Source organism: Peribacillus sp. Hz7 (assembly GCF_042136355.1).
GTDB lineage: Bacteria > Bacillota > Bacilli > Bacillales > DSM-1321 > Peribacillus > Peribacillus asahii_A.
Genome location: NZ_JBHHJV010000005.1, coordinates 60,068 through 85,327 on the forward strand (window position 1 = coordinate 60,068; position 25,260 = coordinate 85,327).

General features: G+C 36.8%; 17 protein-coding genes and 2 pseudogenes. 11 read left to right on the forward strand and 8 right to left on the reverse strand.

Translation table 11 applies throughout. The features are described 5' to 3' along the window. Nucleotides 1–60: 60 nt before the first annotated feature. On the reverse strand, nt 61–918 hold the full coding sequence (locus ACE199_RS09195) for a LysM peptidoglycan-binding domain-containing protein (protein WP_375349490.1): 858 nt from the start codon (nt 916–918) through the stop codon (nt 61–63). Nucleotides 919–1,246: 328 nt separating this feature from the next. Beyond that, nucleotides 1,247–2,713, reverse strand: coding sequence for a S8 family serine peptidase (locus ACE199_RS09200; RefSeq protein WP_375349491.1), 1,467 nt, complete (start codon nt 2,711–2,713; stop codon nt 1,247–1,249). A gap of 172 nt (nt 2,714–2,885) precedes the next feature. On the opposite strand from ACE199_RS09200, the gene ACE199_RS09205 reads away from it, so the two are divergent. After that, nucleotides 2,886–5,135: a PA14 domain-containing protein gene (locus tag ACE199_RS09205; RefSeq protein ID WP_375349492.1), complete on the forward strand. Its 2,250-nt coding sequence runs from the start codon at nt 2,886–2,888 to the stop codon at nt 5,133–5,135. 21 nt (nt 5,136–5,156) lie between these two features. Here ACE199_RS09205 and ACE199_RS09210 read toward each other — a convergent pair whose 3' ends face one another. The 3 genes from ACE199_RS09210 to ACE199_RS09220 form a co-directional block, all read right to left on the reverse strand. Further along, nucleotides 5,157–6,347 (reverse strand): CDP-glycerol glycerophosphotransferase family protein, encoded by a 1,191-nt coding sequence (locus ACE199_RS09210; RefSeq protein ID WP_375349493.1) that lies wholly within the window; start codon nt 6,345–6,347, stop codon nt 5,157–5,159. Further along, on the reverse strand, nt 6,347–6,739 hold the full coding sequence (gene tagD / locus ACE199_RS09215; protein ID WP_375349494.1) for a glycerol-3-phosphate cytidylyltransferase: 393 nt from the start codon (nt 6,737–6,739) through the stop codon (nt 6,347–6,349). The genes ACE199_RS09210 and tagD overlap by 1 nt, the downstream gene beginning before the upstream one ends. A gap of 544 nt (nt 6,740–7,283) precedes the next feature. Next, nucleotides 7,284–8,945 (reverse strand): glucosaminidase domain-containing protein, encoded by a 1,662-nt coding sequence (locus ACE199_RS09220; protein ID WP_375349495.1) that lies wholly within the window; start codon nt 8,943–8,945, stop codon nt 7,284–7,286. Nucleotides 8,946–9,742: 797 nt separating this feature from the next. On the opposite strand from ACE199_RS09220, the gene ACE199_RS09225 reads away from it, so the two are divergent. From ACE199_RS09225 to ACE199_RS09255, 7 genes and pseudogenes are all read left to right on the forward strand, one after another. After that, a complete protein-coding gene (locus tag ACE199_RS09225) occupies nt 9,743–12,889 on the forward strand; it encodes a CDP-glycerol glycerophosphotransferase family protein (RefSeq protein WP_375349496.1) in 3,147 nt (1,048 codons plus the stop codon). A 291-nt stretch (nt 12,890–13,180) separates the two neighbouring features. Beyond that, nucleotides 13,181–13,439, forward strand: a pseudogene (locus ACE199_RS09230) (CDP-glycerol glycerophosphotransferase family protein). A 418-nt stretch (nt 13,440–13,857) separates the two neighbouring features. Continuing rightward, nucleotides 13,858–15,060 (forward strand): annotated as a pseudogene (locus ACE199_RS09235) (CDP-glycerol glycerophosphotransferase family protein); the annotation flags it as partial. A gap of 7 nt (nt 15,061–15,067) precedes the next feature. After that, on the forward strand, nt 15,068–15,877 hold the full coding sequence (locus ACE199_RS09240) for an ABC transporter permease (protein ID WP_375349497.1): 810 nt from the start codon (nt 15,068–15,070) through the stop codon (nt 15,875–15,877). A gap of 16 nt (nt 15,878–15,893) precedes the next feature. Then, entirely contained in the window at nt 15,894–16,691 is a 798-nt protein-coding gene (gene tagH, locus ACE199_RS09245) for a teichoic acids export ABC transporter ATP-binding subunit TagH (protein WP_375349498.1), read from the forward strand. Nucleotides 16,692–16,890: 199 nt separating this feature from the next. After that, complete coding sequence (locus tag ACE199_RS09250; RefSeq protein ID WP_375349499.1) at nt 16,891–17,619, forward strand: WecB/TagA/CpsF family glycosyltransferase; 729 nt, start codon at nt 16,891–16,893, stop codon at nt 17,617–17,619. Nucleotides 17,620–17,801: 182 nt separating this feature from the next. Beyond that, entirely contained in the window at nt 17,802–18,857 is a 1,056-nt protein-coding gene (locus ACE199_RS09255) for a glycosyltransferase family 4 protein (RefSeq protein WP_375349500.1), read from the forward strand. A gap of 218 nt (nt 18,858–19,075) precedes the next feature. Here the strand turns inward: ACE199_RS09255 and ACE199_RS09260 are convergent, their stop codons facing one another. Beyond that, a complete protein-coding gene (locus ACE199_RS09260) occupies nt 19,076–20,095 on the reverse strand; it encodes an LCP family protein (protein ID WP_375349501.1) in 1,020 nt (339 codons plus the stop codon). A gap of 168 nt (nt 20,096–20,263) precedes the next feature. Further along, a complete protein-coding gene (locus tag ACE199_RS09265; RefSeq protein ID WP_375349502.1) occupies nt 20,264–20,905 on the reverse strand; it encodes a YigZ family protein in 642 nt (213 codons plus the stop codon). Between the two features lie 366 nt (nt 20,906–21,271). Between ACE199_RS09265 and ACE199_RS09270 the strand changes: the two genes are divergently transcribed. The 3 genes from ACE199_RS09270 to ACE199_RS09280 all read left to right on the forward strand — a co-directional run bounded on the left by ACE199_RS09270 (nt 21,272) and on the right by ACE199_RS09280 (nt 24,120). After that, nucleotides 21,272–22,414 carry a sensor histidine kinase gene (locus ACE199_RS09270; RefSeq protein WP_375349503.1) on the forward strand — a complete coding sequence of 381 codons (1,143 nt, stop codon included), beginning with the start codon at nt 21,272–21,274 and terminating at the stop codon, nt 22,412–22,414. A gap of 50 nt (nt 22,415–22,464) precedes the next feature. Then, nucleotides 22,465–23,148 carry a response regulator transcription factor gene (locus ACE199_RS09275; RefSeq protein WP_375349504.1) on the forward strand — a complete coding sequence of 228 codons (684 nt, stop codon included), beginning with the start codon at nt 22,465–22,467 and terminating at the stop codon, nt 23,146–23,148. A 129-nt stretch (nt 23,149–23,277) separates the two neighbouring features. After that, the gene (locus ACE199_RS09280) at nt 23,278–24,120 is read left to right on the forward strand and encodes a DegV family protein (RefSeq protein ID WP_375349505.1); all 843 of its coding nucleotides are present in this window, start codon (nt 23,278–23,280) and stop codon (nt 24,118–24,120) included. Between the two features lie 119 nt (nt 24,121–24,239). Here the strand turns inward: ACE199_RS09280 and ACE199_RS09285 are convergent, their stop codons facing one another. Beyond that, nucleotides 24,240–25,208 (reverse strand): nuclease-related domain-containing protein, encoded by a 969-nt coding sequence (locus ACE199_RS09285; protein WP_375349506.1) that lies wholly within the window; start codon nt 25,206–25,208, stop codon nt 24,240–24,242. Between the last annotated feature and the right edge of the window lie 52 nt (nt 25,209–25,260).

The window sequence follows — 25,260 nt, forward strand, 5'->3', positions numbered from 1 at the left end:
TTTTTGGTAGAATATTGAGTTATTTCATAAAAAAACGAGCTTGGTAATAAGCTCGGTGGTTTAAAAGTCTAATTTTTTATAGCCTATTAATCTACTTTTATAGTAAGAGCTGTTGACAGAGCTAATCATGACACCTTTGCTTGAGCTTGCATGAATAAATTGGTTGTCGCCTAAATAAATACCAAGGTGGTTAACAACTGATCTATTTGAGCCTGTAGCGAAAAAGACTAAGTCGCCACGCTGTGGTGAGGATACTTTTTTGCCAAGAGCGTAATAAGTAGAAGAAGAATGTCTGGAAATGCTATATCCGGCTTGTTTAAACGCATAATAAACAAAACCGCTGCAATCAAAGCCTGCAGGAGTTGAACCAGCCCATGAATAAGGTGTACCAATTACCTTTTTGGCTTCTGCAATGACCTTGTCGATGCTTGGACCATTTTCTGTCTCATATGTATTAGCTGATGACTTTGTTTCTTCTGGTAAGTTAATAATGGTTTCCGTTGATGAGTTGGATACAATTAATGTGTCCCCAACTTTAATGACAGTAGAAGATAATTGATTTAGTTGCTTCAACTCACCCAATGTTAAATTATGTTTGTTTGCAATCTTTGTTAATGTATCGCCGGCTACTACTTTGTAAGTAGTCTTTTTTTCATTTTTGATAGAAACAGTTGCTTTTGCTGCTGTCGTTTCTTTTTTTGCTTTAGAAGTAGATGTAACTAATTTTTGGTTCACATAGATGGTATTAGACTTTAAGTTATTCAGTTCTTTTAACTTGTTAACAGTCAGATCATACTTTTTGGCGATTTTTGTAAGTGTGTCGCCTTTTTTGACAGTATAAGTACTGGCTGAAGCAGATGAAACAAATAGACCAGATAGAAGAGCTGCTGCTGAAAAAGCGACAATACTTTTTTTCACGAACGTTTACCTCCCATAAATCTCTCATATATCTTTGTTCCTATTCTATCAAACAAAAGAGTGGGAATTACATTACAGTTATATTACAAAGTGGTTTAATAGGTATATATAACTGATTTTATTGAAGAAAATATTACAAATTTCTAAAAAAAACTCCCCATGAATATGGAAAGTTTTTAAAGTAAAGTATTTTTTTAGTTGGTTTTTAGTTTTATAGTCATGATTACTTTTTTGTTTATTTGAGTCGACTGCTGGCGTTTTTACGGTATATATGCCATTTTACACTTGTATATTGTTTGGGTTTGTATCAATTTAGATGAATTTGTGACTACTTGTTTACCGTATTTCGAACTGTAACATAAGCGACTCTGTAAACGGAATGTTTTCCGTTGCTCATTTTAGCTGAGATTCTTACTTGACCAGATGGTGCAAAGGAGCCGCTATCTGTCTTTCCATCCCATTTTCTTGTGTACGTGCCGCCTGTCCATGCTTTATTTGTAACTAGTCTTCGAATGACCTGTCCCTTTGCATTTTTTATATATAAAGAGATCTTTGTTCCTTTTTTAGCGCTAAAGGATAGTGATAGATTATTTTTTCCATTGAAAGCAATCGTACGACTAGATAGTTTTAGCTTTGACATCGGTAGTGCAGGTGTTTGTTTTAAGGCTGCATAGGCATCGATTCTTCCGTAACCATAATATTTGTCCCGTCCTTTAGCTCCTAAATCAACGCTTGATTTTTTCAAAATATTCTCGACTTCTGTTGGGGTAAGGAATGGATTCTTCGATAAGATTAAAGCACAAGCTCCGCTAACGGTCGGTGCAGCCATGGATGTTCCGCTGTCTTTCGCGTAGCGGCCCTTTGGAACCGTCGAGTAGATGTCGACACCAGGAGCGGCTAGGTCAATATAGGAACCAAAATTAGAAAATGCAGCTCGCGTATCCTTTTGTGTCGTCGCACTCACTGCAATGACGTGCTTATGCGATGCAGGATATTGAAGGCGACTTGTGTTATCATTTCCGGCAGCAGCGACAACGATTACGCCTTTTTTATAGGCTTCTTGAACAGCATAGTCCAGTACATCGGTGTAATCTTCTGTTGTTAAGCTTAAATTGATAATATCAGCGCCTGCTTGAACCGCATAATCGATGCCATCAACGACTGTATAAATATCGGCTTCTTCCCCTTCGAATACATTAATAGGAATAATCTTTACTTTCGGTGCAATGCCCGTAATACCTGTTTTATTCATTGAGGCAGCGATAATGCCAGCAACATGGGTTCCATGAGTGCTAGCTGGTATCGACTTTCCGCCGGTAAGCGCATTGTAAGGTGCAAGGATATGTGCTTTTAAGTCAGGATGGCTCGTTTGAACCCCGGCATCAATAACAGCTACTTTAATATCGGGACTTCCAAATGTGACATTCCACGCTTTTGGCATATTGATTTTTTTTAGATGCCATTGCTTTGAATAGTAAGGATCGGATGGCGTATGATTCGGCGTTACTTCATAGTTCCGGTCGACTAATTCTACTTGTTGGAATGTTGACAGCGTAGCAGCGGCCGTATTTATATCGCTTCCTTCCGGGAGTGATATAAGTGAAAAGTTCCCATTTTCAATCGTTGAAAGCTCATCGGCATGAACGGTTTGAAAAATCGTTTGCTTTTGAGTGGAACTTGTTGAATCTTTAAATTTAATAATTAATTGATTAGCTGAAGGATCGGTCGCTTCTGCTAATGATCCATTGATTAAATAAAGAGTGAAAATAAGTAAAAAGGAAAGAAAAGTTCTCATGATAAATCTCCTCGTACTAGTCATTTACATATATTTGTATAATAACTAGTTTGATAATAGTTAATTTTAGCATGATGTATAGTGGAATCCTATGATTAATACAAATTATCCAAAAATCTACAAAACTTGTTCACAAATTCCTCTTATTCTCCGATATTATAGAAAGGGTAAAATGAAAAGAATTAGAGGTGAAAGTGTGATTAGGGCAAAATGGTTAGTCGTTAGTGTGCTTGCTTTATTTATGTGTCTATTTACTAGCAGTGAATATACGATTTCAAAAGCAGAGGCAAGCGAGAGTAAGTGGACGGTGACATATTATTCAAAGCTGAATTTTACAGGTTCAACGGTACAGAAAAAAGCAGACCGTATAAACTACTCATGGGGAACTTCGAATCCTGTTAAAGGAATTCCGCAAAATCGTTTTTCTGCAAGAATGACGAAAACGATTTCCGTTTCAAGCGGAGGAGCTTACCGAATTTCCGGTAAAGCAAATGATGGCGTGAGAGTATATGTGGATGGGAAGAAACAGGTGGATGATTGGAAGTCTGGCTCACACACATTTAGTAAAGATGTTATGCTTTCAAAAGGCGAGCATAAGATTGAAGTCCACTATTATGATCAAACAGGAACGGCCTATATTACAGTAGATGTGAATCAAGTGGCTGCCAAACTTTCAACAGAGCAGTGGGCAGGATTATTTTTCCCAAGTAAAAACTTTACTGGAACACCAGTTAGTACGTCCGTCAATTCGTTGAATGCTTCATGGGGGTCTAAAGCGCCACATACAAAGATTCCAGCAGGAACGTATTCTGCCGTGTATCAAAAGAAAGTAGTTGTGGAAAAAGACACGAAGTACATATTGATGGGAAAAGCCAATGATGGAATTAGAATTTATGTAGACGGCAAGAAACAAGTGGATGATTGGAAGCCTGGTACGAGAAACTTTGAGAAAAACATTACCTTGAAGAAAGGGACACATACAATCAAAGTGGAGTACTACAATGAAGGTGGCAGTGCAAGATTACAGGTTGATTTAAAAGAGGCCTCCACTGTGACACCTCTAGGAAAATGGGATGTTACGTTTTATGCTCAAAAAGAATTAAAAGGAAGTCGAGTGAAGCAAACAGCTAGTAAGTTGAATTATAAGTGGGGCACAACATCTCCTGCTTCGGGCATTCCAAGCAATGGGTTTTCAGCGAAGTTTGTGAAGCGAACTAATTTAAGCGGCGGTACCTATATTATCTCTGGTGGAGCGAATGACGGTATCCGCGTGTATGTAAACGGCAAAAAACAGATTGATTATTGGAAAAACGGAACGTATACGTTTAACCAAGAAATCAAGCTAGACCCTGGTATTGCGATTATTGAAGTACGCTACTATGACCATACAGGCGATGCACGTATTCAAGTGAATGTAACGAAGAAATCAAAAAAGAAGTCCGTTGCCTACAGTAGCCATAACATTACACTGGATACAGCTTTAACGAAGCAAATGGCTGTTTCACCACAGACAGATAAAAAGTATGGGGCTTATATTCCAAAGAGCAGTGTGAAACTAGCTTCTACAGGAACGAGCGGAAAAACGGTCGATAAAGTTGAGATTATTACGACTTCATCCCGCTTATTAGGAAATCTAAAAGCGAATACGAACGTGACGATTCAAGGTAAAAAGTCATTTAATGATACGGACTACTATAAAATTTTAACGGGCTGGGTGAATGCTTCAAAAACCGATACGAAGTATTACTTGAATCCAGACAGCTTTACGAATAAAAATGAGAAGGAATATTATCAATATGTGAAGCTTTCTGCATTCTCTGCTTTAAATGAAGATGAGTTGAATCAAAAAATTCTTTACAATAAAGGGGTTTTAAAAAATCGAGCCGATGCTTATTTAAAAGCTGCGTTTAAGTACGATGTGAATGAAATTTACTTAATCTCTCATTCCTCTCTTGAAACGGGGAACGGTACGTCTCCATTAGCAACAGGGGTGAAAGTGAAGGTAAAAAGAGATAGTAAAGGTAATATTGTGTATAACAAAAATGGTGAAAAAGAAATTGTTATGTTAGATAATGATGCCAAGTCATATGACGCAAAAGTATATAATATGTACGGAATTGGTGCTTATGATGACTGTGCACGTGAATGTGGAGCAAGACGTGCGTTTAACGCAGGTTGGACAACGGCAGATAAAGCAATTATTGAAGGAGCAAAATTTGCTGCTAAAAATTATATTTATGCCGGACAAGATACGCTCTATGAAATGAGATGGAATCCAGAAGCTCTTGTGACAAAGGGAGTTCCAAATAATCAATATGCAACAGATATCGGCTGGGCCGTTAAACAAACACGCTCTTTTGAGCAGCTATATTCATTGCTTGATAGCTATACAGCGGAATATGATGTACCACGTTATAACTAGCATACGAAAAATGCCCATGCATTATGCACGGGCATTTTTTTTCATTTCTGATGAAAGTAAAAGGTCTATAAGCTGTTTACTCGATTGTCCATTGGAGTAACTGTTCCATTTCTCGTTAAATGGTGCCACTTTTTCAAGCGTGAAATCATGTGAGTGGATTTTCTTGAGAATTTCTTCGGTATTATATACAATCGGACCGGGCATACTTTCTGTATAATCTTCCCAAAAACCGCGACGCTCAGCATATTGTTCTAAATCATAAGCAAAAAAGAGCATGGGCTTTTGAAGGAAAGAAAATTCAAAAGGAATCGACGAGTAGTCTGTAATTAATAAATCAGTTACGACTAATAGTTCGTTGATATGAAATCCACGGTTTACTTGATAGACAAAGCTGGGAAATTGCTGCTCGATATTTTGTTCCATTGTCACAGCAGGATGAAGCTTTAATAAAACAACATAATCCTTCTCATGTAGCGCCTTATACATCAAATCTAAATCTAATGCGATGGTGTCGGCATGTAATTCTTCATCGCGAAAGGTTGGCGCATAGAGAATAATTTTTTTCTGTTTCAGCTCTGGGAACGCTTGATAAAAAGCATGATGCGCGCGCTCTTTTGCCTGTTCATCAAAAAAGAAATCCGTTCTTGGTACACCTGTCCGTAAAATTTGGCGATCTTCTACTTGGAAGCTTTCTTTATAGATGTCAGCCATAATCTCTGAGCCGGTTGTCACATAATGAAAGCGGCGGTATACTTCTAGAAATCGTTTTTTAGCTCGTGCTGAACGATATTGAACAGATGGATCGCGCAAACCAAACTGTTTAACCGCTCCTGCTGCGTGCCATACTTGTACACAGGTTACTTCTTGTTTAAAGGTAACGGCAGCAAGAAAGCCAAAGTAATTATCGATGACAACCCATTTCGACGTAGCAAGATGATAAAAAGCCCGTAACATATGAAAGATATTCTTCGTCTCAAACGGAAGGACGATGGTATGTCCATCGCCCTTTGCATCAAGATTGCTGCCTGATTTTGTTAACAATACTTTTTGAATGGGAATGTTTTGTTGATTCATTTCATCTAAAAGAAATTGACAATTATCACCGAACGAAGAGACAAAGGCAATCTTATTTCGTAAAGGGAAGAGTTTACAGATAGAGAATACTACTTTAATAAAAAGTAAGTACCCCTCTATGAAAAGTTCCCTAGCCATTATTTAACTTGCAAAAGGTCATCTTTGATTTTGGAAGTAGAGATGCCGATTGTTCTTGGCAAGTATACGACTTCACATACCTCTGATAACTCATCGAACTTGCCTTTCCAATCGTCTCCCATAACAAAGATATCAACGCCTTCGCGAATAATATCTTCTTTCTTTTGTTCCCAATTGTTTTCTGGAATGACTTTATCGACGTAACGAATGGATTCTAAAATCATTTTTCGGTTTTCGAAGCTATGGTACGCTTTTTTATCTTTTAATGCATTGAATTCATCTGTTGAAATAGCAACGATTAAATAATCGCCTAATTCTCTAGCACGCTTTAATAAATTAATATGTCCCCAATGAAGTAAATCAAAAGTTCCATATGTGATTACTTTTTTCATGTTTTATTTCCTCCTGTAATTCGTTTAAATCTATGATCAATAGAATATGTGAACAAAAATTCATGATAATGGAGAAGATATAACTCTACTTCATTATAACGTATTATATTTACAATGAAACAACAAAATTTTAACATCTGTTGTTTAAATATTACAATGCGTTCGGATTTATCCTCCATTTTATAATGTATCTAGTGGATATTCAATATAAAGTGAAACTTCTATAAGTGGGGATGAAGAACAATCTCCACTTATAGTTAGTCGCGCTCCACTGTCACTAAGATTTTCGCTATAGCTAGGATTAAGTGACAGTACGAACCTGATTAGTTCCAACTATACCTTTGAAAACTACAAAGGTAGGTTTCACTGTATCTCACCAATCGAATTTTTACGGGCAGTTGCCCTCCCTCACCTATCTTCTTCGTTTCCTCTTAATTTTTGAGGGTATTAATGCCTGTTGAGTATGGAAAAAATAACCCTTTAACGTAGATTCCCCCGAATAAGGAGATATCTTATTCGGGGGAATCATTTCTGGTTTCATAGTTTAATAGCTTGGTAAATACGTTGTTACATCTAATTGAAGATTGTATGTAGAAAGGGCATCGTACATCTTAGCAATTCGATCGGTTTGTTTAACGGCCCAGCCAATATCTGTTGCATATTGGTGTGTCGCATATCCGTATTTCTCCATACCTGCTGGATTCCAGCGCATTTTATAGAGTGTATCTTGACCAGCATTTACATAACCGTTTCCGATAAACTGTGCACCGCCGATAATCGCTTTTTGAGGAGTTGTCCAGCCAGCCTTATAGGCATATTCCGAACCGCATCGCAGGGCGCATGAATCTTTAGCGCCGATTCCGAACATATTATAAACTACTCTCGGTGTAACTGCTTTGCCATCTACTTCGCTTACTTCCACACCATTTGAAAGAGTAGAGTAGCCATTTCCTGTTTCAAGTAAGGCATGGCTAATTAAATAAATTTCATTTACACCATGTGTTTTGGCAGCCTCAATGAAGGCTTCTCCTTGATTAGCTAGAATGCCTTTTCCATTTAATAAAGCATTATTAAGTTCTGTAGCGTTTGTGCCTGCAAGGTCTGATAGAACTAGGAACTGATAGGAAGATGTGTCATTTGCTAAGAAGTTCGTTGGTTCTACATAATATGTAACTTGTGTTGCATTGGCTTCTTTCCAAGAACCGGACTCATCTGTCATAGGGTTCACTTTGACTTGCATTGCCGTCGCTTCATCTACTGTTAAGTTATAGTAAGATAAACCTTTGACATCGTCTTTATGGATGTAACCAGTTGTTGCTGTTCCTGATATGTATATGGTTGCCGTATACCAATTCTCGGAAAATGTTCGATATTTTAACACCTTACTTTGTGTATAGCTTCTGAATACAGAAGAATTCCTAGATGCTTTACTATATACATTTGTTGGTGCTTTTAAGGCTGCTCCTTCCAAAAGTTGTTGCTTGGAAGTCCAAATTTTCTCAATATCATTGACGTGAATATAGCCTGTTTTCTTTTCTCCTTTCACATATACGGTTGCAGCATACCATTTAGATGTGAAAGTTTGCATTTTGAGAATCGTTCCTTGTGCATAAGACTTTAACTTAGTAGCACTTGTAGAAGCTTTCGCATAGACGTTTGTTGGATTCTTTAAGCCGATTCCAGAAACAGGTTCTGGAGATGTAACAATCTTTTCAACATCGCCTTTATAAATATAGCCTGTTCTCTTTTCGCCGTTCACATATACAGTTGCAGCATACCATTTAGATGTGAAGGTTTGCACTTTAAGAATCGTTCCTTGAGCGTATGATTTTACTGTAGCAGAGCTTGTAGAAGCTTTAGTGTATACGTTTGTTGGTTGATCTAAACCGATTACAGAGACAGACACAGGGGATGCCGTCGCCGTTTCAACATCGGCTTTATAGATGTAACCAGTAACGGCTTTGCCACTTATATAGACCGAAGCCTTATACCAATTGTCACTATATGCTTGGTAACGAAGAATCGTTCCTTGACTATAGCTTTTTAGAACCTTTGAGCTTGTATTAGTTTGTTCATATACGTTCGTTGGCGGATCTAACGCTACACCTTGTAAAGTAGTCGCAGCAGAAGCGATAGAAGTTGAAAGGGATATGAAGGTTAATACAAATAGTAGCGTGAAAAAATAGTTGCGAATCGTTTGCAGCATACATTTTCCTCATTTCTTTAAAATTGCTAGAGTATCCATAATAATCTATTAACCTATTAATTCTAGCATGGTGATTTAAAGTAAGTGAGAGAGAATTGGTTTTGTAACGTATTTGTAATGGGGTTGTAAAATAGGGCGGATAAATAAAGGGGAAGTAGTTCGCTTCTAAATGGACATATTATAGAAGAAAAACGAGAAGTTTTTGAATAAGTAGAAGGCCTCCTGCCCTTTCTCACGACGATACAGAATAATAAGTAATGAAACAAATGGCACAAAAGTATAGCACTATTGAGAAAAAATAAAAAAACGTATATGATTTTAAAGGCACTAAATAGCGGTAAAAAGCTTAACTTTGAAGCGATGAGTTGAGTAGTTACATAGAATGTTTAATTCCTTGTAGTTTTCAGATAGAATAGACAAAGGGGAAATGAAGATAATAAGGGTATTAATATGTAGTTATACCTCATTGAAATGGAAATAAACAAAATTTATATTAGTTTTTGTATTTAATCAATTTTCGGAGAAATTTTCTTCTGTTATGATACTATTTGTTCAAAACATTAATACATACTAGCGTTGGATTATGTATGTTGCGACTCATAAGGTAATTTACAACTCATAATAAGGTGGTTAAGTGTAAGATGCTTTTCTTTAATAGAAAAAAAGTAAGTAATAACTTCAAGAAAAGTTTGTCCGTCAAAATGGGAGCCCCAGGGAATTTTGAGATAAGCGGTGAATTTACTGGAAGATATCAAGCGAAAGAATTATGGCTGATGACAAAGGACAAAGAATCTCAAGTGAAGATTTCAGAAATTCCTTCTTCAGCTAACTTTCATTTTGACGTAAATTTAAATGAATTTAAAGATGTAATTGTAGAACCTAGTTATGGTTTATATATATTGATGCATACTCCTGAAGAAGAATTAACAGTACATCAATATAACGCTATAAAGGATCAAGCTAAAGTTATTGTTCGTGAAGATGGTAAAGTGGAATTAGAATATTTCATTCGTCTAGGGAAATTTGATGAAATTAGCTATCATGATTTGCTACCATTTGAACTTAATCAAAAAAAATCAATCCTATATTTAAATACAAATCAAATGTTCACTTTGTTGGTGGATAAGGAAATAACATGTAAGCCAGAGGCTAAGATTAAATTCTTAAAGGCAAAAAAAGATCATTTTCTTGTTAAAGGAGAAGTACGTACAAAGAGCTTTACGGTAAAAGAATCTAGTATTGTATTATCCGGACGGGAAACAGGGATTAAGATTAAGGTTCCGGTTAGATTGCATGAAGAAATGTCTAATGGGGGAGAAAGAAATTATTATTATTCTTTTCAAACTAATATCCCTTTACATGACATAAAAGAAGTCGATATTTATGATCTTTTTATGGACCTTGAGTTAAAAAATGATATGTATGAATCAGAAGTAATCGAGCGTTCAGTAAGACTTGGGATGCCAAAGGATAAGGCAAAGAAATATACGACGAAACCAGCGTATATTAATCATGGAGAATTTACACATATTGCAACTCCATACTTCACGATTAAATACTTTAATATATCGATCCAAATAGATAAGTTTGATACAGAGATCTCAAAATATTTAACAAAGATGATGAGATTCGCATGGCTTTTAAAACCATTTTATAAGAAACAAGATATTTGGATTGTTGGTGAAAGACCATATAAGGCACAAGATACTGGATATAGATTTTTCAAATATATGAGAACACAGCACCCCGATAGAAACACGTATTATGTGATAGATGAGGATTCTCCTGAAAAGAGAAATGTTCAGGAGTTAGGGAATGTGCTCCACTTTGGATCAAAAAAACATATTCTTTATACCTTGGTTGCAACTAGAGTTATTGGTTCACACCATCCGGACTACTTATACCCGTTGAGAACGGAACAATTTAAGAAAAAGGTAAAAGCTAAGAAAGTATTCCTTCAACATGGTGTTATGGGTACGAAAAATACAGTACACTTTTATGGAGAACAATCTCCAAGCTTTGAGACAGATTTATTTATTGTAAGTTCAGATTATGAAAAGTCTATTATTGTTCAAGATTTTGGTTATTCCAAAGAACAAGTAAAAGTTACAGGGCTATCGAGATTTGATAGTTTGTTTTTGGATGATATAAAAACGAAGCGTGAAATATTAATTATCCCCACATGGCGGGAATGGATTGTAAACGATGAAATATTTTTAGAAAGCGAATATTTTGAGCGTTATAAGGAGCTTGTTTTTAGCCCAGTATTGCAGAATATGGCTGACAAATATAACTTTGACATCGTGCTTTGTTTGCATCCAAATATGCAAAGATTTACCTCGTATTTTAATGATGCAAATATTCGTATTGTAACTCAAGGTGAAGTAGATGTTCAAGATTTAATGAAAGAAAGTGCATTAATGATCACGGATTATTCTAGTGTTGCATTTGATTTCAGCTTTTTAGATAAGCCGGTATTATATTATCAATTTGATCGAAGAAGATTTATTGGAAAAAAACCTTCACATTTGGATTTAGATAATGATTTACCAGGGGATATTATTTATCAACTAGAGGATATTCTAGCTTTAGTTGAGCATTATGCAAGCAATGATTTTAAAATGAAAGATGAATTCAAAAAACGAGCAAAGAAATTTTTGAAATATAAGGACGGAAAATCTGGTGAAAGAATTTATAATGCGACGCGAGAGATTCGGTCTAAAAAGAAATTTTCTTTTAAGAAATTAGTTGTAAATAATCAATATGTTAAAAAGACATATAAGAAATTCAGGAAAAGTAAAATATATTTCCCAATCATGAAAAAGGTCTTCACCCTATTTAAATGGATTTTCCCAGTAAGTAACAATGTAATTGTGTTTGAAAGTGGAATCGGAAAACAATACTCAGATAGTCCGAAATATATTTATGAAGAGATTCTTAAAAGAAAGCTTAAATATAAAAAGGTATGGATCTATAATAAGAAGGCAAGATTTAGAGATCCGAATACAATTGCTGTTAGAAGGTTTAGTATTAAATATTATTACTATTTAGCCACAGCTAAGTATTGGGTAAACAATCAAAACTTCCCTACGTATATTAAAAAGAGAAAAGAAACCACCTATATTCAAACGTGGCATGGAACACCATTAAAGAGAATGCTTTTTGATATAGAAAATGTTCAAGGAAGAACAGATGATTATGTTGAACGTGTATATGGTGCAACAAAGACATGGTCCTATTTAATTTCACCTAGTGAATATGCATCTAATTGTTTTAGAAGTGCTTTTAAATATGAAGGGAATATCCTAGAAGTAGGTTATCCTAGAAATGATTTGTTTTTTAGGGCAGATATTAATGAAATTAGCTCTAAAGTTAAGGGACAATTAAAACTTCCTACCGATAAAAAAGTTATACTTTATGCACCTACTTTCCGTGATAATGAAACAAATGGAAATAATAAGTTCCAATTTAACCTCATGATGGACTTAGAGTCTTTAAAGGAACGATTTGGTGAGGAGTATGTAATATTACTACGCATGCATGTAGTAATCAGCAGTAAATTAAAGATCCCAGAAGAATATAGAGGATTTGTCTATAATGTATCAGGGTATTCCGATATACAAGAGCTATATTTAATTAGTGATATCCTAATCACAGATTATTCGTCAGTAATGTTTGATTTCGCCAATACATCCAAACCAATCCTTTTCTTTACTTATGATTTAGATCTATATAAAAATGATATTCGAGGCTTTTATATGGATTTTGAAAAGGAAGCGCCAGGTCCACTCTTATTTGATACGAATGATATTATTGAAGCCGTTACTAATATCGATGAAGTTAATAAGCAATACAAAGAAAAGTACAGTGCATTTAAAAAGAAATACTGCTCATTAGAAGATGGTAAAGCAGCGGAGCGTATTGTTGACCAATTTTTTAGCTAAACAAACTCACAAAAAACCTTATCATTTGATGAGGTTTTTTTGTCGTTTTATGAAAGAAAACAATTCAAGTTATTTGGTCATTTTTGTAGGGGGATTCTTAGTGCAGGTAAAATGAATTATAATAATTTTCATTAAATGATACTTTAAGATTAATCGCGATAAATGAATATAAGAGTAAAAATACCTGTTATCTTTGATGCACTTGTTTACATAAAACTTGGACTTTGACGGATGTATATTCAACATTTAATTAAAGAGAGCGCGATAATGATTACAGATTATTCATCAGTAATGTTTGACTTCGCTAACACAAACAAACCTATTTTGTATTACACATATGACCTTGATGATTATCGAGACAACATTAGAGGGAGTTTATATGTACTTTGACAAAGAGGACCCAGTTCCATTTTTAAAAACAACGGAGGATATTATTGAAGCTGTATTAAATATAGAGGATGTAAGTGAAAACCATCGGAGGAAATATGATGACTTTAGGGAGAATTATTGTGGTTTAGAAGATGAAAATGCAAGTAAACTAAAATGGTAATTATTTATACTATTTACCTATAATTTTAGCATAGTACTTATTCAGAAATGAGAGATGCTAGTTTTTTGAAGTATTTGTAACGAGTTTGTAATACATACAGTACATTTTCGCAAAAAATTACCAGGAGTTAATCTCGACTAACCCATAATGGAAATTGGTTAGGTTTAAACATGAACAAACACAATAAGGTGGCGTTACGCTCTTTTTCTACACAAAAGTCGACTCCTTGTCTACACTGCAAAAAAAGGTATACTATAAAGTAGGTTTTTTTTAAAAGATAAGAATGTATAGAATTTTCAATGAGTGCTGATGTCTAGTTCCACCGGATAGCTCACTATGCAGAGGATAATAGCCTCTAAAAGACAAATAGCGAATTCTTATCTGCTTCATCAGCTGAACGAGCTGGTTGCGCTTTTATAGAAAGGAGAAGCATATGGCTTCATTAAATAAGATAGTAAAAACAAAGCTTACAAATGCATACAAAATAGTTTTTGGATTGGCCGGTAAGATGTTGCCTGTTGACCAAAAGCTTGTAATGTTTGAAAGCTTTCTCGGTAAGCAGTATAGCTGCAATCCGCGAGCAATTTATGAATATTTGCAAAACCAGCATCCTGAATATAAGATGTATTGGAGTGTGGATAAACGGTATGCAAAAACTTTTGAGGAAGCAGGTATTCCTTATGTGCCCCGTTTTACGATTCCTTGGCTGTTGAAAATGACACGTGCCCGCTTTTGGGTGTCGAATAGTCGTTTGCCGCTTTGGATTCCAAAGCCAAAGCACACTACCTATTTACAAACATGGCATGGAACACCTCTGAAGAAATTAGCAGCGGATATGAAAGAAGTACATATGCCTGGCACGGATACGGAAAAATATAAGAAGAATTTTCATGAGGAATCGAGTAAGTGGGATTATTTAATTTCACCGAATGTGTACTCAACGGAAATTTTTGCTCGTGCATTTAACGTAAGCCCGTCTAAAATTATTGAAACCGGCTATCCACGCAATGATATACTGTACAATGGGAACAATCGTGATACAATCGATTCATTGAAGCGAAAAATGGGGATTCCATTAGATAAAAAAGTAATCTTATATGCACCAACGTGGAGAGATGATGAGTTTTATGAAAAAGGCAAATATAAATTTGATTTGCAGCTTAATCTTCATAAAATGCGTGAAGAATTGGGACAAGAGTATATAATTCTTTTGCGTTTGCATTATTTGATTGCCGAAAACTTAGATTTATCTTCGTACGAAGGATTTGCTTATAATTTTTCAAACTATGGCGATATCAGTCATTTGTATTTAATTTCTGATTTAATTTTAACCGACTATTCATCGGTGTTCTTTGATTATGCCAATTTAAAGCGGCCGATGCTGTTTTATGTATATGATATTGACAAGTATCGAGACAAGCTTCGCGGATTTTATTTTGACTTTGAAGCGACAGCACCAGGTCCGTTAGTGAAAACGACAGATGAGGTTATTGCAAGCATTCGATCTTTAACTGATGCAGATGCCAACAATGACGCCTTCTACGATAGATTTTGTTCGTTGGAAGATGGCGAAGCTTCTCGTCGTGTCGTAGAAAAAGTGTTTTTAGGAAGGTCTGGGTAAATAACTTATGAGTGCAGCGTGGACTGTTTTAAAAGAACAAATTAATCATTTCTATTTAGTGAGACGCTTGTCGGCGTATGAGATGAAAAGTGCCAATAGCGGCAACTATTTGGGGATTTTATGGGAAATTATTAACCCAATGATTCAAATTGCAATCTTTTGGTTTGTATTTGGATTCGGTATTTTTAATCGTGAAAAAGTGGATGGTCATGATTTTCTTCCTTGGTTAATGGCAGGGATTGTTGTGTGGTTTTTTGTGAATCCAGCAACGACACAAGCCTCGAAATCCATTTATTCGCGTTTAACAATGGTTTCGAAGATGAGCTTTCCAATGAGCGTTATACCGACTTATGTTATTGTTGCGAAGCTGTATCAACATTTTATGCTATTAGGTGTCATTATCGTTCTTCTAGCTACAACAGGCTATCTTCCTACAGTGTATATTGTTCAGCTTCCTTATTATATATTGGCTACGATTATTTTACTCGTTTCATTCGGGTTAATTACGTCAACGTTATCGACAATTATCCGTGACGTAAACAATATGGTAGCAGCTTTAATGCGAATTTTGTTTTATTTAACGCCAATTCTATGGGTATTGGATGCGAAAGACCATCCATTGATTGTTCAGATTATGAAGTTGAATCCGTTATATTATATCGTGGAAGGCTATCGCGCTTCACTGCTTGGAGAATCGTGGTATTTCATTGAACACTGGGAATATACGCTTTATTTCTGGTTTGTTGTGATTGTTTTCTTCCTCATCGGTTCTTCATTACATGTGAAATTTAGAGATCGCTTTGTGGACTTCAAGTAAACGGGACGTGATAAGGATGGAAAAATCAGTTATCGTTAAAAATGTAACGAAAAAATATAAATTATATAAAAAGAACTCCGACAAGCTTTTGGATTTATTGCTGCCAAAAGAGTATGGGGAAGAGTATTTTGCGCTTAGAAATGTTAGTTTTGAGGCGGAAAAAGGCGATGTCATTGGATTTGTCGGCATCAATGGTTCGGGTAAATCAACGCTTTCCAATATTATTGCGGGAATTGTCCCGCCCACAGAAGGTACGGTGCAGGTAGAAGGAAAATCAGCATTAATCGCAGTATCATCTGGGCTGAATAATAAATTGACAGGTCGCGATAATATTGAGTTAAAAATGCTCATGCTCGGCTTTGATAAAAAACAAATTCAAGAGCTAGAACCAGAAATTATTGAGTTTTCAGAGCTTGGAAAGTTTATCGACCAGCCGGTTAAATCCTATTCAAGCGGGATGAAGTCACGACTCGGCTTCGCGATTTCAGTTCATATTGATCCAGATGTATTAATTATTGATGAAGCGTTGTCTGTTGGAGACAAGAACTTTGCTGAGAAGTGTTTAGATAAAATGAACGAGTTCAAAGCGAAAGGGAAGACGATGTTTTTCATTAGTCATTCACTTGGGCAAATGAAGAAATTTTGTCAAAAAGCGGTTTGGCTTGAATATGGTGAGCTAAAGGCATATGGAACGATTGAAGAAGTAATGCCGCAATACGAACAGTTTTTGAAAGACTATAAAGCCATGTCCAAAAAGGAACAAAAGAAATTCCGCGAAGATAAAATGAAACAACGTAGTCAAGCGACTGTTTAAATCGTGCATTGGTGACATTCTTTATTTCAAAAAAACGAGGCTGCACCAAAGTTGCATACTTTTGGGACAGCCTTGTTTTATAAAGTTTTCGATATGGTTTGGTGTCTAACTTCAGGTACTTGCGGCTCAAAGCCAGCGGCTCGCCTTATAGGTGCCTGGAGCTTTTTAAAACTAGTGGACAGAAGAAAGGCTGGCAGACATGACAGAGAAGTTTGTAGAGATTTTAACGATTCCTTTTATTCGAACGACAAAAGATGTATTTGTTAATCGAATCATCTATCCTCGGCTTATGAATGAACAAAAAACCTTTGTAGTTACAGCAAATCCTGAAATTGTGGAATATGCGAATAAACATGAAGAATATAAGCAAATTATTTTGTCAGCAGATTATATTACACCGGATGGAATTGGAATTATTTATGCTTCGAAGTGGTTAAAGCAGCCGCTGGAAGAACGAATTACAGGCTACGATATGATGCATGACTTATTTGAATTGGCTAATCTGCATGAATTGAAAGTGTATATGCTTGGTGCTGAGGAAGCGGTCATTGAAGCGGCTGTAGAAAAGGTCAAACAGCAGTATCCACATTTAAGGATTGTTGGGCACTATCATGGTTATATTAATATTGAAGATCAGGAGTTAGCCAAGTCGATTGCTGATCTGAAGCCAGATATTATTTTAACAGCGCTCGGTTTTCCAAAACAGGAACAATGGGTGAATATGCATAAGCATCTATTTGAAAAAGGGCTGTTTATGGGAGTCGGCGGCAGTTTTGATGTGCTGGCTGAAAAAGTACAACGTGCACCTGTTATTTGGCAGAAAGTGAACCTAGAATGGCTATACCGTCTTATTCAGCAGCCAACTCGATGGCAGCGTATGATGGTGTTACCGAAGTTTATGTTAAACGTCTTAAAAGAAAAAGGATAATCCAGAACATGAATTGACAAAAAACTCTTGTTCTTGCAAAATAATTCCATATAATAATTTTTTTATAGAGATTTTCGTTGAAAACATATATACTGGGTAAGTGAGTATCAAATCAATAAAACAACGAATGTGAATTTTTTTTGCAAGTACGTGTGTTTTATGTCGAAAAAGAGGTGGGTCTTATGCTATTAGGGGCCTTGTTGATCGCTTTTTTACTATCTATGTTCTTAACTCCTTACGTTGGGAAGTTAGCATTTAAACTAGGCGCAACAGATAAACCAAATGCACGAAAGGTACACAGTAAAATTATGCCGCGTATGGGCGGTTTAGCGATATTTTTAAGCTTTCTCTTTACTTTCTTAATCTTTAGTGACCAAGTTATGCAGCAGCTGCCATTAATCATTGGTGCCATTTTGATTATTATCATTGGAATTGCCGATGATATGGTTGAGTTGCGAGCAGCTCCTAAGTTTCTTGGACAAATTGGTGCAGCCTTGATTATTGTACTTTGGGGCGGTTTGGAAGTAGAGTTTATTAATCTACCATTTGGTGAGCCATTACAGTTCGGAGTATTGAGTATCCCTATTACTATTTTGTGGATTGTTGGGATTATTAATGCCATTAATTTAATTGACGGGTTAGATGGACTGGCTGGCGGTGTCTCAACGATTGCTTTAATTACGATTGCGATTATGGCGATCATTAAACAAGATATTTTCGTAGCGACGGTTGCTTTAACTGTAATAGGAGCAACAGTTGGCTTCTTGAAATATAATTTTCATCCAGCGAAAATCTTTATGGGTGATACAGGAGCCATGTTTTTAGGGTACGTCATTGCCGTACTGTCTTTACAAGGGTTCAAAAACGTAACGATGGTTTCGTTAATTATTCCAATTATCATTTTGGGTGTGCCGATTTCGGATACGTTCTTTGCGATTATTCGCAGGGTTGTGAACAAAAAACCGATTTCTGCTCCGGATAAATCTCATTTACACCATTGTCTATTAAATGTAGGATTTACGCATAAACAAACGGTTATTCTTATTTATGCATTAGCTGCATCGTTCGGTTTAGCTGCGATTATTTTCTCCTATGCAACGTTATGGGGAGCTTTGTTAATCATAGCTATTTTACTAATTACGATTGAGATTATCGTAGAGAAGATTGGGCTTGTTAGCTCGAATTATCAACCATTATTGAAGATTCTTAATCTGAAGAATGTGAAGGATAAATCATAGATTTATAGAAAACCTCCATTATATATGGAGGTTTTTTTATTATAGGATAAAGCAAATTGGCGGGATTTCTCACGGATTTGGCGGGATTATAAAGCAAATTGGCGGGATTCCTTCCGGATTTGGCGGGATTATAAGCAAAATTGGCGGGATTCCTCCCGAATTTGGCGAGATTATAAGCTGAATTCATAAAAAAGCCCTCCGCAATGGAGGGCTTTTTTTCATTGTACAGGCGATTGTACAGCTTCTGTTGGTGTGGACGTTGGTGCAAGGTTTAAATGCGATTGTAGAACATAACGTACTTCTTCAACAGATGTTTCGTCTAATTGATAATAATACGTTCCGTTTAAATATAAATCGTTTCCTTTAAGCTTTACAGATTCAAGGTCGATGCCTTGATCTGCTGTAATATAGTTTACGAATCCTTTAATTTGTGAGAATTGAAGGTTCGTTGACATATTGTCGCCAACTGCTTCTATCACATTCGTGTATTTCGTCACGCCGTTAACAGACATTGCTTTTGCCATAATGGCTTTTAGAATTTCTTGTTGACGCTCCCCGCGCTGAATGTCGCTATCTTGGTGCCGCGTACGAGCAAGTGCTAAAGCTTCTTCACCTGTTAATGTTTGTAGGCCAGGTTGTAATTGAATCGCTCCTTGTTTATCATTTGAATCCATTTCACTAAGCGCATATGGAACATCTACTTTAATTCCACCGAGTGCATCGACCACTTCGATAAATGCATTAAAGTTCATGCGGACGTAATAATCGACAGGAATATCTAATAATTCCTCAATCGTATCCATCGTCGCTTTTGGACCGCCTGCTGCATGAGCCGCGTTAATTTTCGTTGTTGCGTTTTTAGCTGGTATATATACATAGGAATCACGTGGAATGCTTAGTAGTTTAACAGATTTTTGATCTTTATTAAACGTAGCAAGTATAAGCGCATCTGAACGAGAGTTTCCTTTAAAATCACGTTCATCACTATCGTCAATTCCGATAAAAAGTATCGAGAAATTGTCTTCAAGCGGATTGACGGCTTCCCCATCACGTTTGGAAGAAACCTCGACAGGGTTGTAGGCTTCCTGAAACACATTTTGCGCTTTTAAGACTAATTTCGCTCCGTAAGCGGATGTGCCTAATATAAGAACGAGCAGAGGGATAAGGAATAGAAAAACTCTTTTACGCCGCCTCTTTTTTGTTTTTTTGATTTTATAAACACGTCTAGTAGTAGACATCTGTTCTTCTCCTTTTAAAAATAGCCTAATGCATAGATGCTATTTTTCGAGTGTATTTGATAACTTTCTTGAAAAGATAGGCCGAACTTAATTTTACATGGATTTTAGATATTCGTAAAATAAAAATTTCTTTTCAAAAAAATTACACGTAGAAGAGAGCAAGGTGTACTAAGATTTGCTGATTTTTTGTTCCAAATATAGGATATCCCCCTCTTGAATGATCGCTTGTCCATTAGTGAGTTCGGTCATCCAGTCGATGTAGTCCTGTTTCTTTTCCTCTTCCGCGAAAATGTGAATGATGACTTGATCGAGGTATTCGATTTCTTTAATCGTATAGATGGAAGCGCGTAATTCATTTTCGAGCTTACCGAGCCATGTGTAGTCGACTTTTGTAGAAATCACACGCATAAGCTTTCGTTCGACAATCCCGGTTGCTTCAATGCCTTCAGAGGTGGATTTACTATAAGCGCGAATAAGACCGCCAGCTCCAAGCTTAATGCCGCCAAAATAACGTGTGACGACAACGGTTGTATCTTTTAAGTTTTTCTTTTTGAGAACTTCAAGAATAGGAACGCCGGCCGTGCCGCTCGGTTCTCCATCATCGAGTGCTTTTTGAATTTCATCACGTTCCCCAATGAGATAAGCAGAGCAATTATGGGTTGCATCTTTATGCTTTTTCTTAATTTCCGCGATAAATGTTTGAGCTTCCTCTTCTGTTTCTGTACGAGCAACGTGGGCAATGAAGCGCGACCTCTCGATGACGATTTCATGCTCCCCTCGATGCTGGACAGTTAAATAATACGGTAACATGCTATTTCTCCTTCCATTATTGTAGTAAGGGTCTTAGTACCTGTTCGTTGTCATAAAACAGTAAACAAACTTTAATGTATGACGAAAAACCTACATGCTATAATAAAAGCTGTTGGTATAGCAGTATATACTGAATGTTTAGGATGGTATTATCTTGTTGTATTAGGATAATTATTTATAGTCTATAATTAGGTAAAGATATTGTATCATATTTGATTTAGGGTAAATGTTTCAATGGAATGACAAACTCAGCGTATTTTTCATAGCTTTTTGGTACAATATGATTATCATACTATAGTGTCTAAGTCATGTTCTACTGAAATTCTAATGTTGCGCTATACCTATGATGTAAGTGGAGGAGTCGATATGTCCATAAAAAATATCAAGACTCAATCTTTGGACATCATCCTGGAAACGATGATTAGCACGGTTGGTGAGAGCAAAGATGAAGTTTTTGAGATTGAAGAGCAGTGCCGCCGTGATTTTGAAGCATTAACGAAAGAGCTTGAAGATATTCGAGTCCGTGTAGCCTTTGTGATTACTGAGAATGACCTTCTGGATAAGAAGGCTCGATTTGCCAGAAAACGGCTTTCAGAGGTTAGTAGGAATTTTAGTGAATTTTCGGAACAACAAGTGCGTGAAGCCTATGAAAAGGCCCATCAGCTTCAAGTTGATTTAGAAATGAATCGACAGTTAGAGAAGCAATTGCGCCATCGTCGTGATGATTTAGAATTTCGATTAAGAAATGTACAGCAAACGATTGATCGAGCTTCTCACCTTGTTTCACAAATAACGGTTGTGATGAATTATTTAACACAAGATTTTAGATATGTTGGCGAAGCTTTGGAAGAGGCTAGACGCAAGCAAGATTTTGGTTTAAAAATCATTGAAGCACAAGAGCAGGAACGGAAGAAGCTATCTAGAGAAATTCATGATGGTCCAGCGCAGATGCTTGCAAACGTGATGATGCGTTCAGATTTAATTGAGCGTGTGCAGCGTGAAAATGGTCCGGATGCTGCACTAGTTGAAATTAAAAGCTTAAAGGGTATGGTTCGCAGTGCTTTATATGAAGTACGTCGCATTATTTATGACCTGCGTCCTATGGCACTTGATGATTTAGGTTTAGTACCTACCCTCAGAAAATACTTGCAAACTATCGAAGAATATAATAAAGGTGCAAAATTAAGTTTTATTAATTTAGGACAAGAGAAGCGATTGCCCTCTAATATGGAGGTCGCCTTATTCCGGCTTGTGCAGGAAGCTGTTCAAAATGCTTTAAAACATGCAGAACCGACTCTTATTCAAGTGAAGTTATCAATCAGTAAAGAAATGGTGAGTGTTTCTGTGAAAGATAATGGAAAAGGGTTCGATGTGGCGGTTCAAAAGGAAAACTCATTTGGTTTAATTGGTATGAAAGAAAGAGTCGATTTATTAGAAGGAGAACTCACTATTCATTCATCTCCTAAAGAAGGTACACTTGTTCTTATTCAAATACCTTTTATAAATTAAACAGAAGAAATAGCATATAACAAATAGAATGTAGGGAGATGTAGAAGCCGATGAAAACGAATATTGTTATTATTGATGACCATCAGCTTTTCCGTGAAGGTGTTAAGCGTATTTTAGATTTTGAAGCGTCTTTTGATGTGGTAGCAGAAGGCGACGACGGCAGCGAGGCGATGAATCTGGTTGAAACCTATCATCCGGATGTTGTCATTATGGACATTAATATGCCAAACGTAAATGGGATAGAAGCAACACAGCAGTTGATTCAGCAGTATCCAGAGACAAAAGTAATCATCTTATCGATTCACGATGATGAAAACTATGTACAGCATGCACTTAAAACAGGTGCTCAAGGCTATTTATTAAAAGAAATGGATGCGGATACTCTTATTGAAGCTGTACGTGTTGTAGCGGATGGAGGTTCTTATTTACATCCGAAGGTGACGCATAATCTAGTGAAAGAGTATCGTCGTCTAGTTTCAGATGAAAATGCTAACCAGGATACAATTCACGCACCAGAGATTAGAAGACCGCTTCATTTATTAACAAGACGTGAATGTGAAGTTCTTCAACTTTTAGCTGACGGACAAAGCAACCGCGCAATCGGTGAAACATTGTATATTAGTGAAAAAACAGTGAAAAACCATGTAAGTAATATTTTACAAAAAATGAACGTAAACGACCGTACACAAGCTGTTGTCTCAGCGATTAAAAACGGTTGGGTAGAAGTAAAGTAAATACGGTCTATTTGATAAACCTGGCTCATACTGTGAATGGGCCAGGCTTTTTACTATGCAAACTATTATGATTTCCTTTACAATATGAACTACTAAATAGAAAACTTTTGATAAGGATGGTTTTAATTTATGAAAACGGCAGTCGTAACTGACAGCACGGCCTATATCCCTAAGGAAGTCCGAGAGCGCTTGCATATCCATATGATCCCCCTGCAGGTCATTATGGGGGGAGAGGTATATGAGGAAGAAGTGAATCTAGATACGGATGATTTTTATGACAAGGTTAAACGGGAAGAGAAGCTTCCAACAACCTCGCAGCCGCCAATTGGACAATTTGTAGAGAAGTTTGAACAATTAGCAAGCGAGTATGACGCGGTCGTTTCGATTCATTTATCTAGTGGCATTAGCGGTACGTACCAAGGAGCAATTTCCGCAGGTGAAATGGTCGATGGCATCGATGTTTTTGCGTTTGATTCGGAAGTGAGCTGTCATGTTCAAGGTTTTTACGTATTAGAAGCTGCACAAATGGCTTTAGACGGTAAAGGACCAGACGAGATTGTCGCAAGACTTAACGAAATGAAGCAATCGATGCGAGCGTATTTCATGGTGGATAACTTATCACACCTGCAACGCGGCGGTCGCTTAAGCAGTGCCCAAGCTTTAATCGGTAGCTTACTACAAGTAAAGCCATTGCTGCATTTTGAAGAAAAAGTTATCGTTCCTTTTGAAAAAATTCGCACCCGCAAAAAAGCGATGAAACGAATTGCGGATTTATTAGGAGAAGCAGTAGCTGGCGGAGAACCTTACAAAGCCGTGATTATTCACGCTAAACGTGAGGAAGAAGCAAAAGCATGGAAAGCAGAACTCGAATCGCAGCTTCCAAATGTGGAATTTGACCTAAGCTACTTCGGTCCCGTCATCGGCACGCACCTCGGCGAAGGATCATTAGGATTAGGCTGGTATAAAGTGTGAAAAAGAAACGTCTTGTGTGGAGACGTTTCTTTTTTGTGGGCAGAATTTCGCCAATTTTCAAGTTAATTTAGCCAAAATGTAGCATAATCTCGCCAAATAGAGAGTTTATTTCGCCAATTTCAGTAAAAATCTCGCCAATTTAGATGATAGACCCTACTTTTGGTTGTTCCTTCATAAGGAATATGCATATTACGCAGCATTTTTGTGGCAATCGATACAGAATCCAACCTCAAAAAATCCCGCAATTCACGATTCGTAATCGTCGGCTTAATTAAGAGGGCGTAATCGCGAATGGCAGCTAGGTGTGCATTACTTGAGCAACATGAACAGCTTTGGCAGTGCCACTTGCCCCAATTTCTTTTCATTGGCAATGCTCTGCAATTCGGGCATTGCACACCGGTTAACAGCTCATCCGCTGAAATTTTATAAATTTCAAGTAGTTTTGGAACATATGGAGTGTGCGCTTTTAACAGTAAATTTATTAGTTTCTTCAACTCTTTTTTAGATAAAATGTCTTCTTGATGCTTTTCAGCAAGTGAATTTATTTTCAATGCTAAACTATTTCTCCTTACGACTTTTTCCGTAATTTCTTTATTTTTCGCACGCACAATTGTTAGCGAATTGGCGCTGACCACTAATGTTTCAATCGGCATTGTAGGTACTTTTTTAGATGTGAGCCACTGCAGAAGTTCCCTGCGCTGCCGATTCACTTGTAAAATCGGATCATCATAGGCTTGTGCTTGGTCATTTTTGGTTTGAATAAGCTGATGAAAATCATCATCGAAGTAAATTTCGCCGGCGATATTTTTCACCTCAAGAATGAGAAAAAATGATGAAGAAAGAATGAGGATGTCCAGTTGGAATGGGTAAGGGGTACTGGGAATGCGCAGGTCATGAAAGAGGAGGTACTCTTTTTCGGGAAGCGCTGCTAACACGGAATCAATCGATTGCTCGCCGCGGTAACCGGCCATACATTTGCCGAGCTCTGACTCTAACACCGAGCGCTTTGGATGATCAGCGGGTAATCGATAGAGCAACGCTTCAAGCAGCCTTGCTTTAATCGGAATTTCACATTGTTTTACAATCATATTATCACTCCTTTATTAACAATCTTCAGCATCTATACTTAAAAATCCTTCT

Bases quoted from the DNA above. Each gene is read 5' to 3' on its own strand.
- ACE199_RS09200 (WP_375349491.1), bottom strand. From the start codon at position 2,713: ATGAGAACTTTTCTTTCCTTTTTACTTATTTTCACTCTTTATTTAATC.
- ACE199_RS09205 (WP_375349492.1), top strand. From the start codon at position 2,886: ATGAAAAGAATTAGAGGTGAAAGTGTGATTAGGGCAAAATGGTTAGTC.
- ACE199_RS09210 (WP_375349493.1), bottom strand. From the start codon at position 6,347: ATGGCTAGGGAACTTTTCATAGAGGGGTACTTACTTTTTATTAAAGTA.
- tagD (WP_375349494.1), bottom strand. From the start codon at position 6,739: ATGAAAAAAGTAATCACATATGGAACTTTTGATTTACTTCATTGGGGA.
- ACE199_RS09220 (WP_375349495.1), bottom strand. From the start codon at position 8,945: ATGCTGCAAACGATTCGCAACTATTTTTTCACGCTACTATTTGTATTA.
- ACE199_RS09240 (WP_375349497.1), top strand. From the start codon at position 15,068: ATGAGTGCAGCGTGGACTGTTTTAAAAGAACAAATTAATCATTTCTAT.
- tagH (WP_375349498.1), top strand. From the start codon at position 15,894: ATGGAAAAATCAGTTATCGTTAAAAATGTAACGAAAAAATATAAATTA.
- ACE199_RS09250 (WP_375349499.1), top strand. From the start codon at position 16,891: ATGACAGAGAAGTTTGTAGAGATTTTAACGATTCCTTTTATTCGAACG.
- ACE199_RS09255 (WP_375349500.1), top strand. From the start codon at position 17,802: ATGCTATTAGGGGCCTTGTTGATCGCTTTTTTACTATCTATGTTCTTA.
- ACE199_RS09260 (WP_375349501.1), bottom strand. From the start codon at position 20,095: ATGTCTACTACTAGACGTGTTTATAAAATCAAAAAAACAAAAAAGAGG.
- ACE199_RS09265 (WP_375349502.1), bottom strand. From the start codon at position 20,905: ATGTTACCGTATTATTTAACTGTCCAGCATCGAGGGGAGCATGAAATC.
- ACE199_RS09270 (WP_375349503.1), top strand. From the start codon at position 21,272: ATGTCCATAAAAAATATCAAGACTCAATCTTTGGACATCATCCTGGAA.
- ACE199_RS09275 (WP_375349504.1), top strand. From the start codon at position 22,465: ATGAAAACGAATATTGTTATTATTGATGACCATCAGCTTTTCCGTGAA.
- ACE199_RS09280 (WP_375349505.1), top strand. From the start codon at position 23,278: ATGAAAACGGCAGTCGTAACTGACAGCACGGCCTATATCCCTAAGGAA.
- ACE199_RS09285 (WP_375349506.1), bottom strand. From the start codon at position 25,208: ATGATTGTAAAACAATGTGAAATTCCGATTAAAGCAAGGCTGCTTGAA.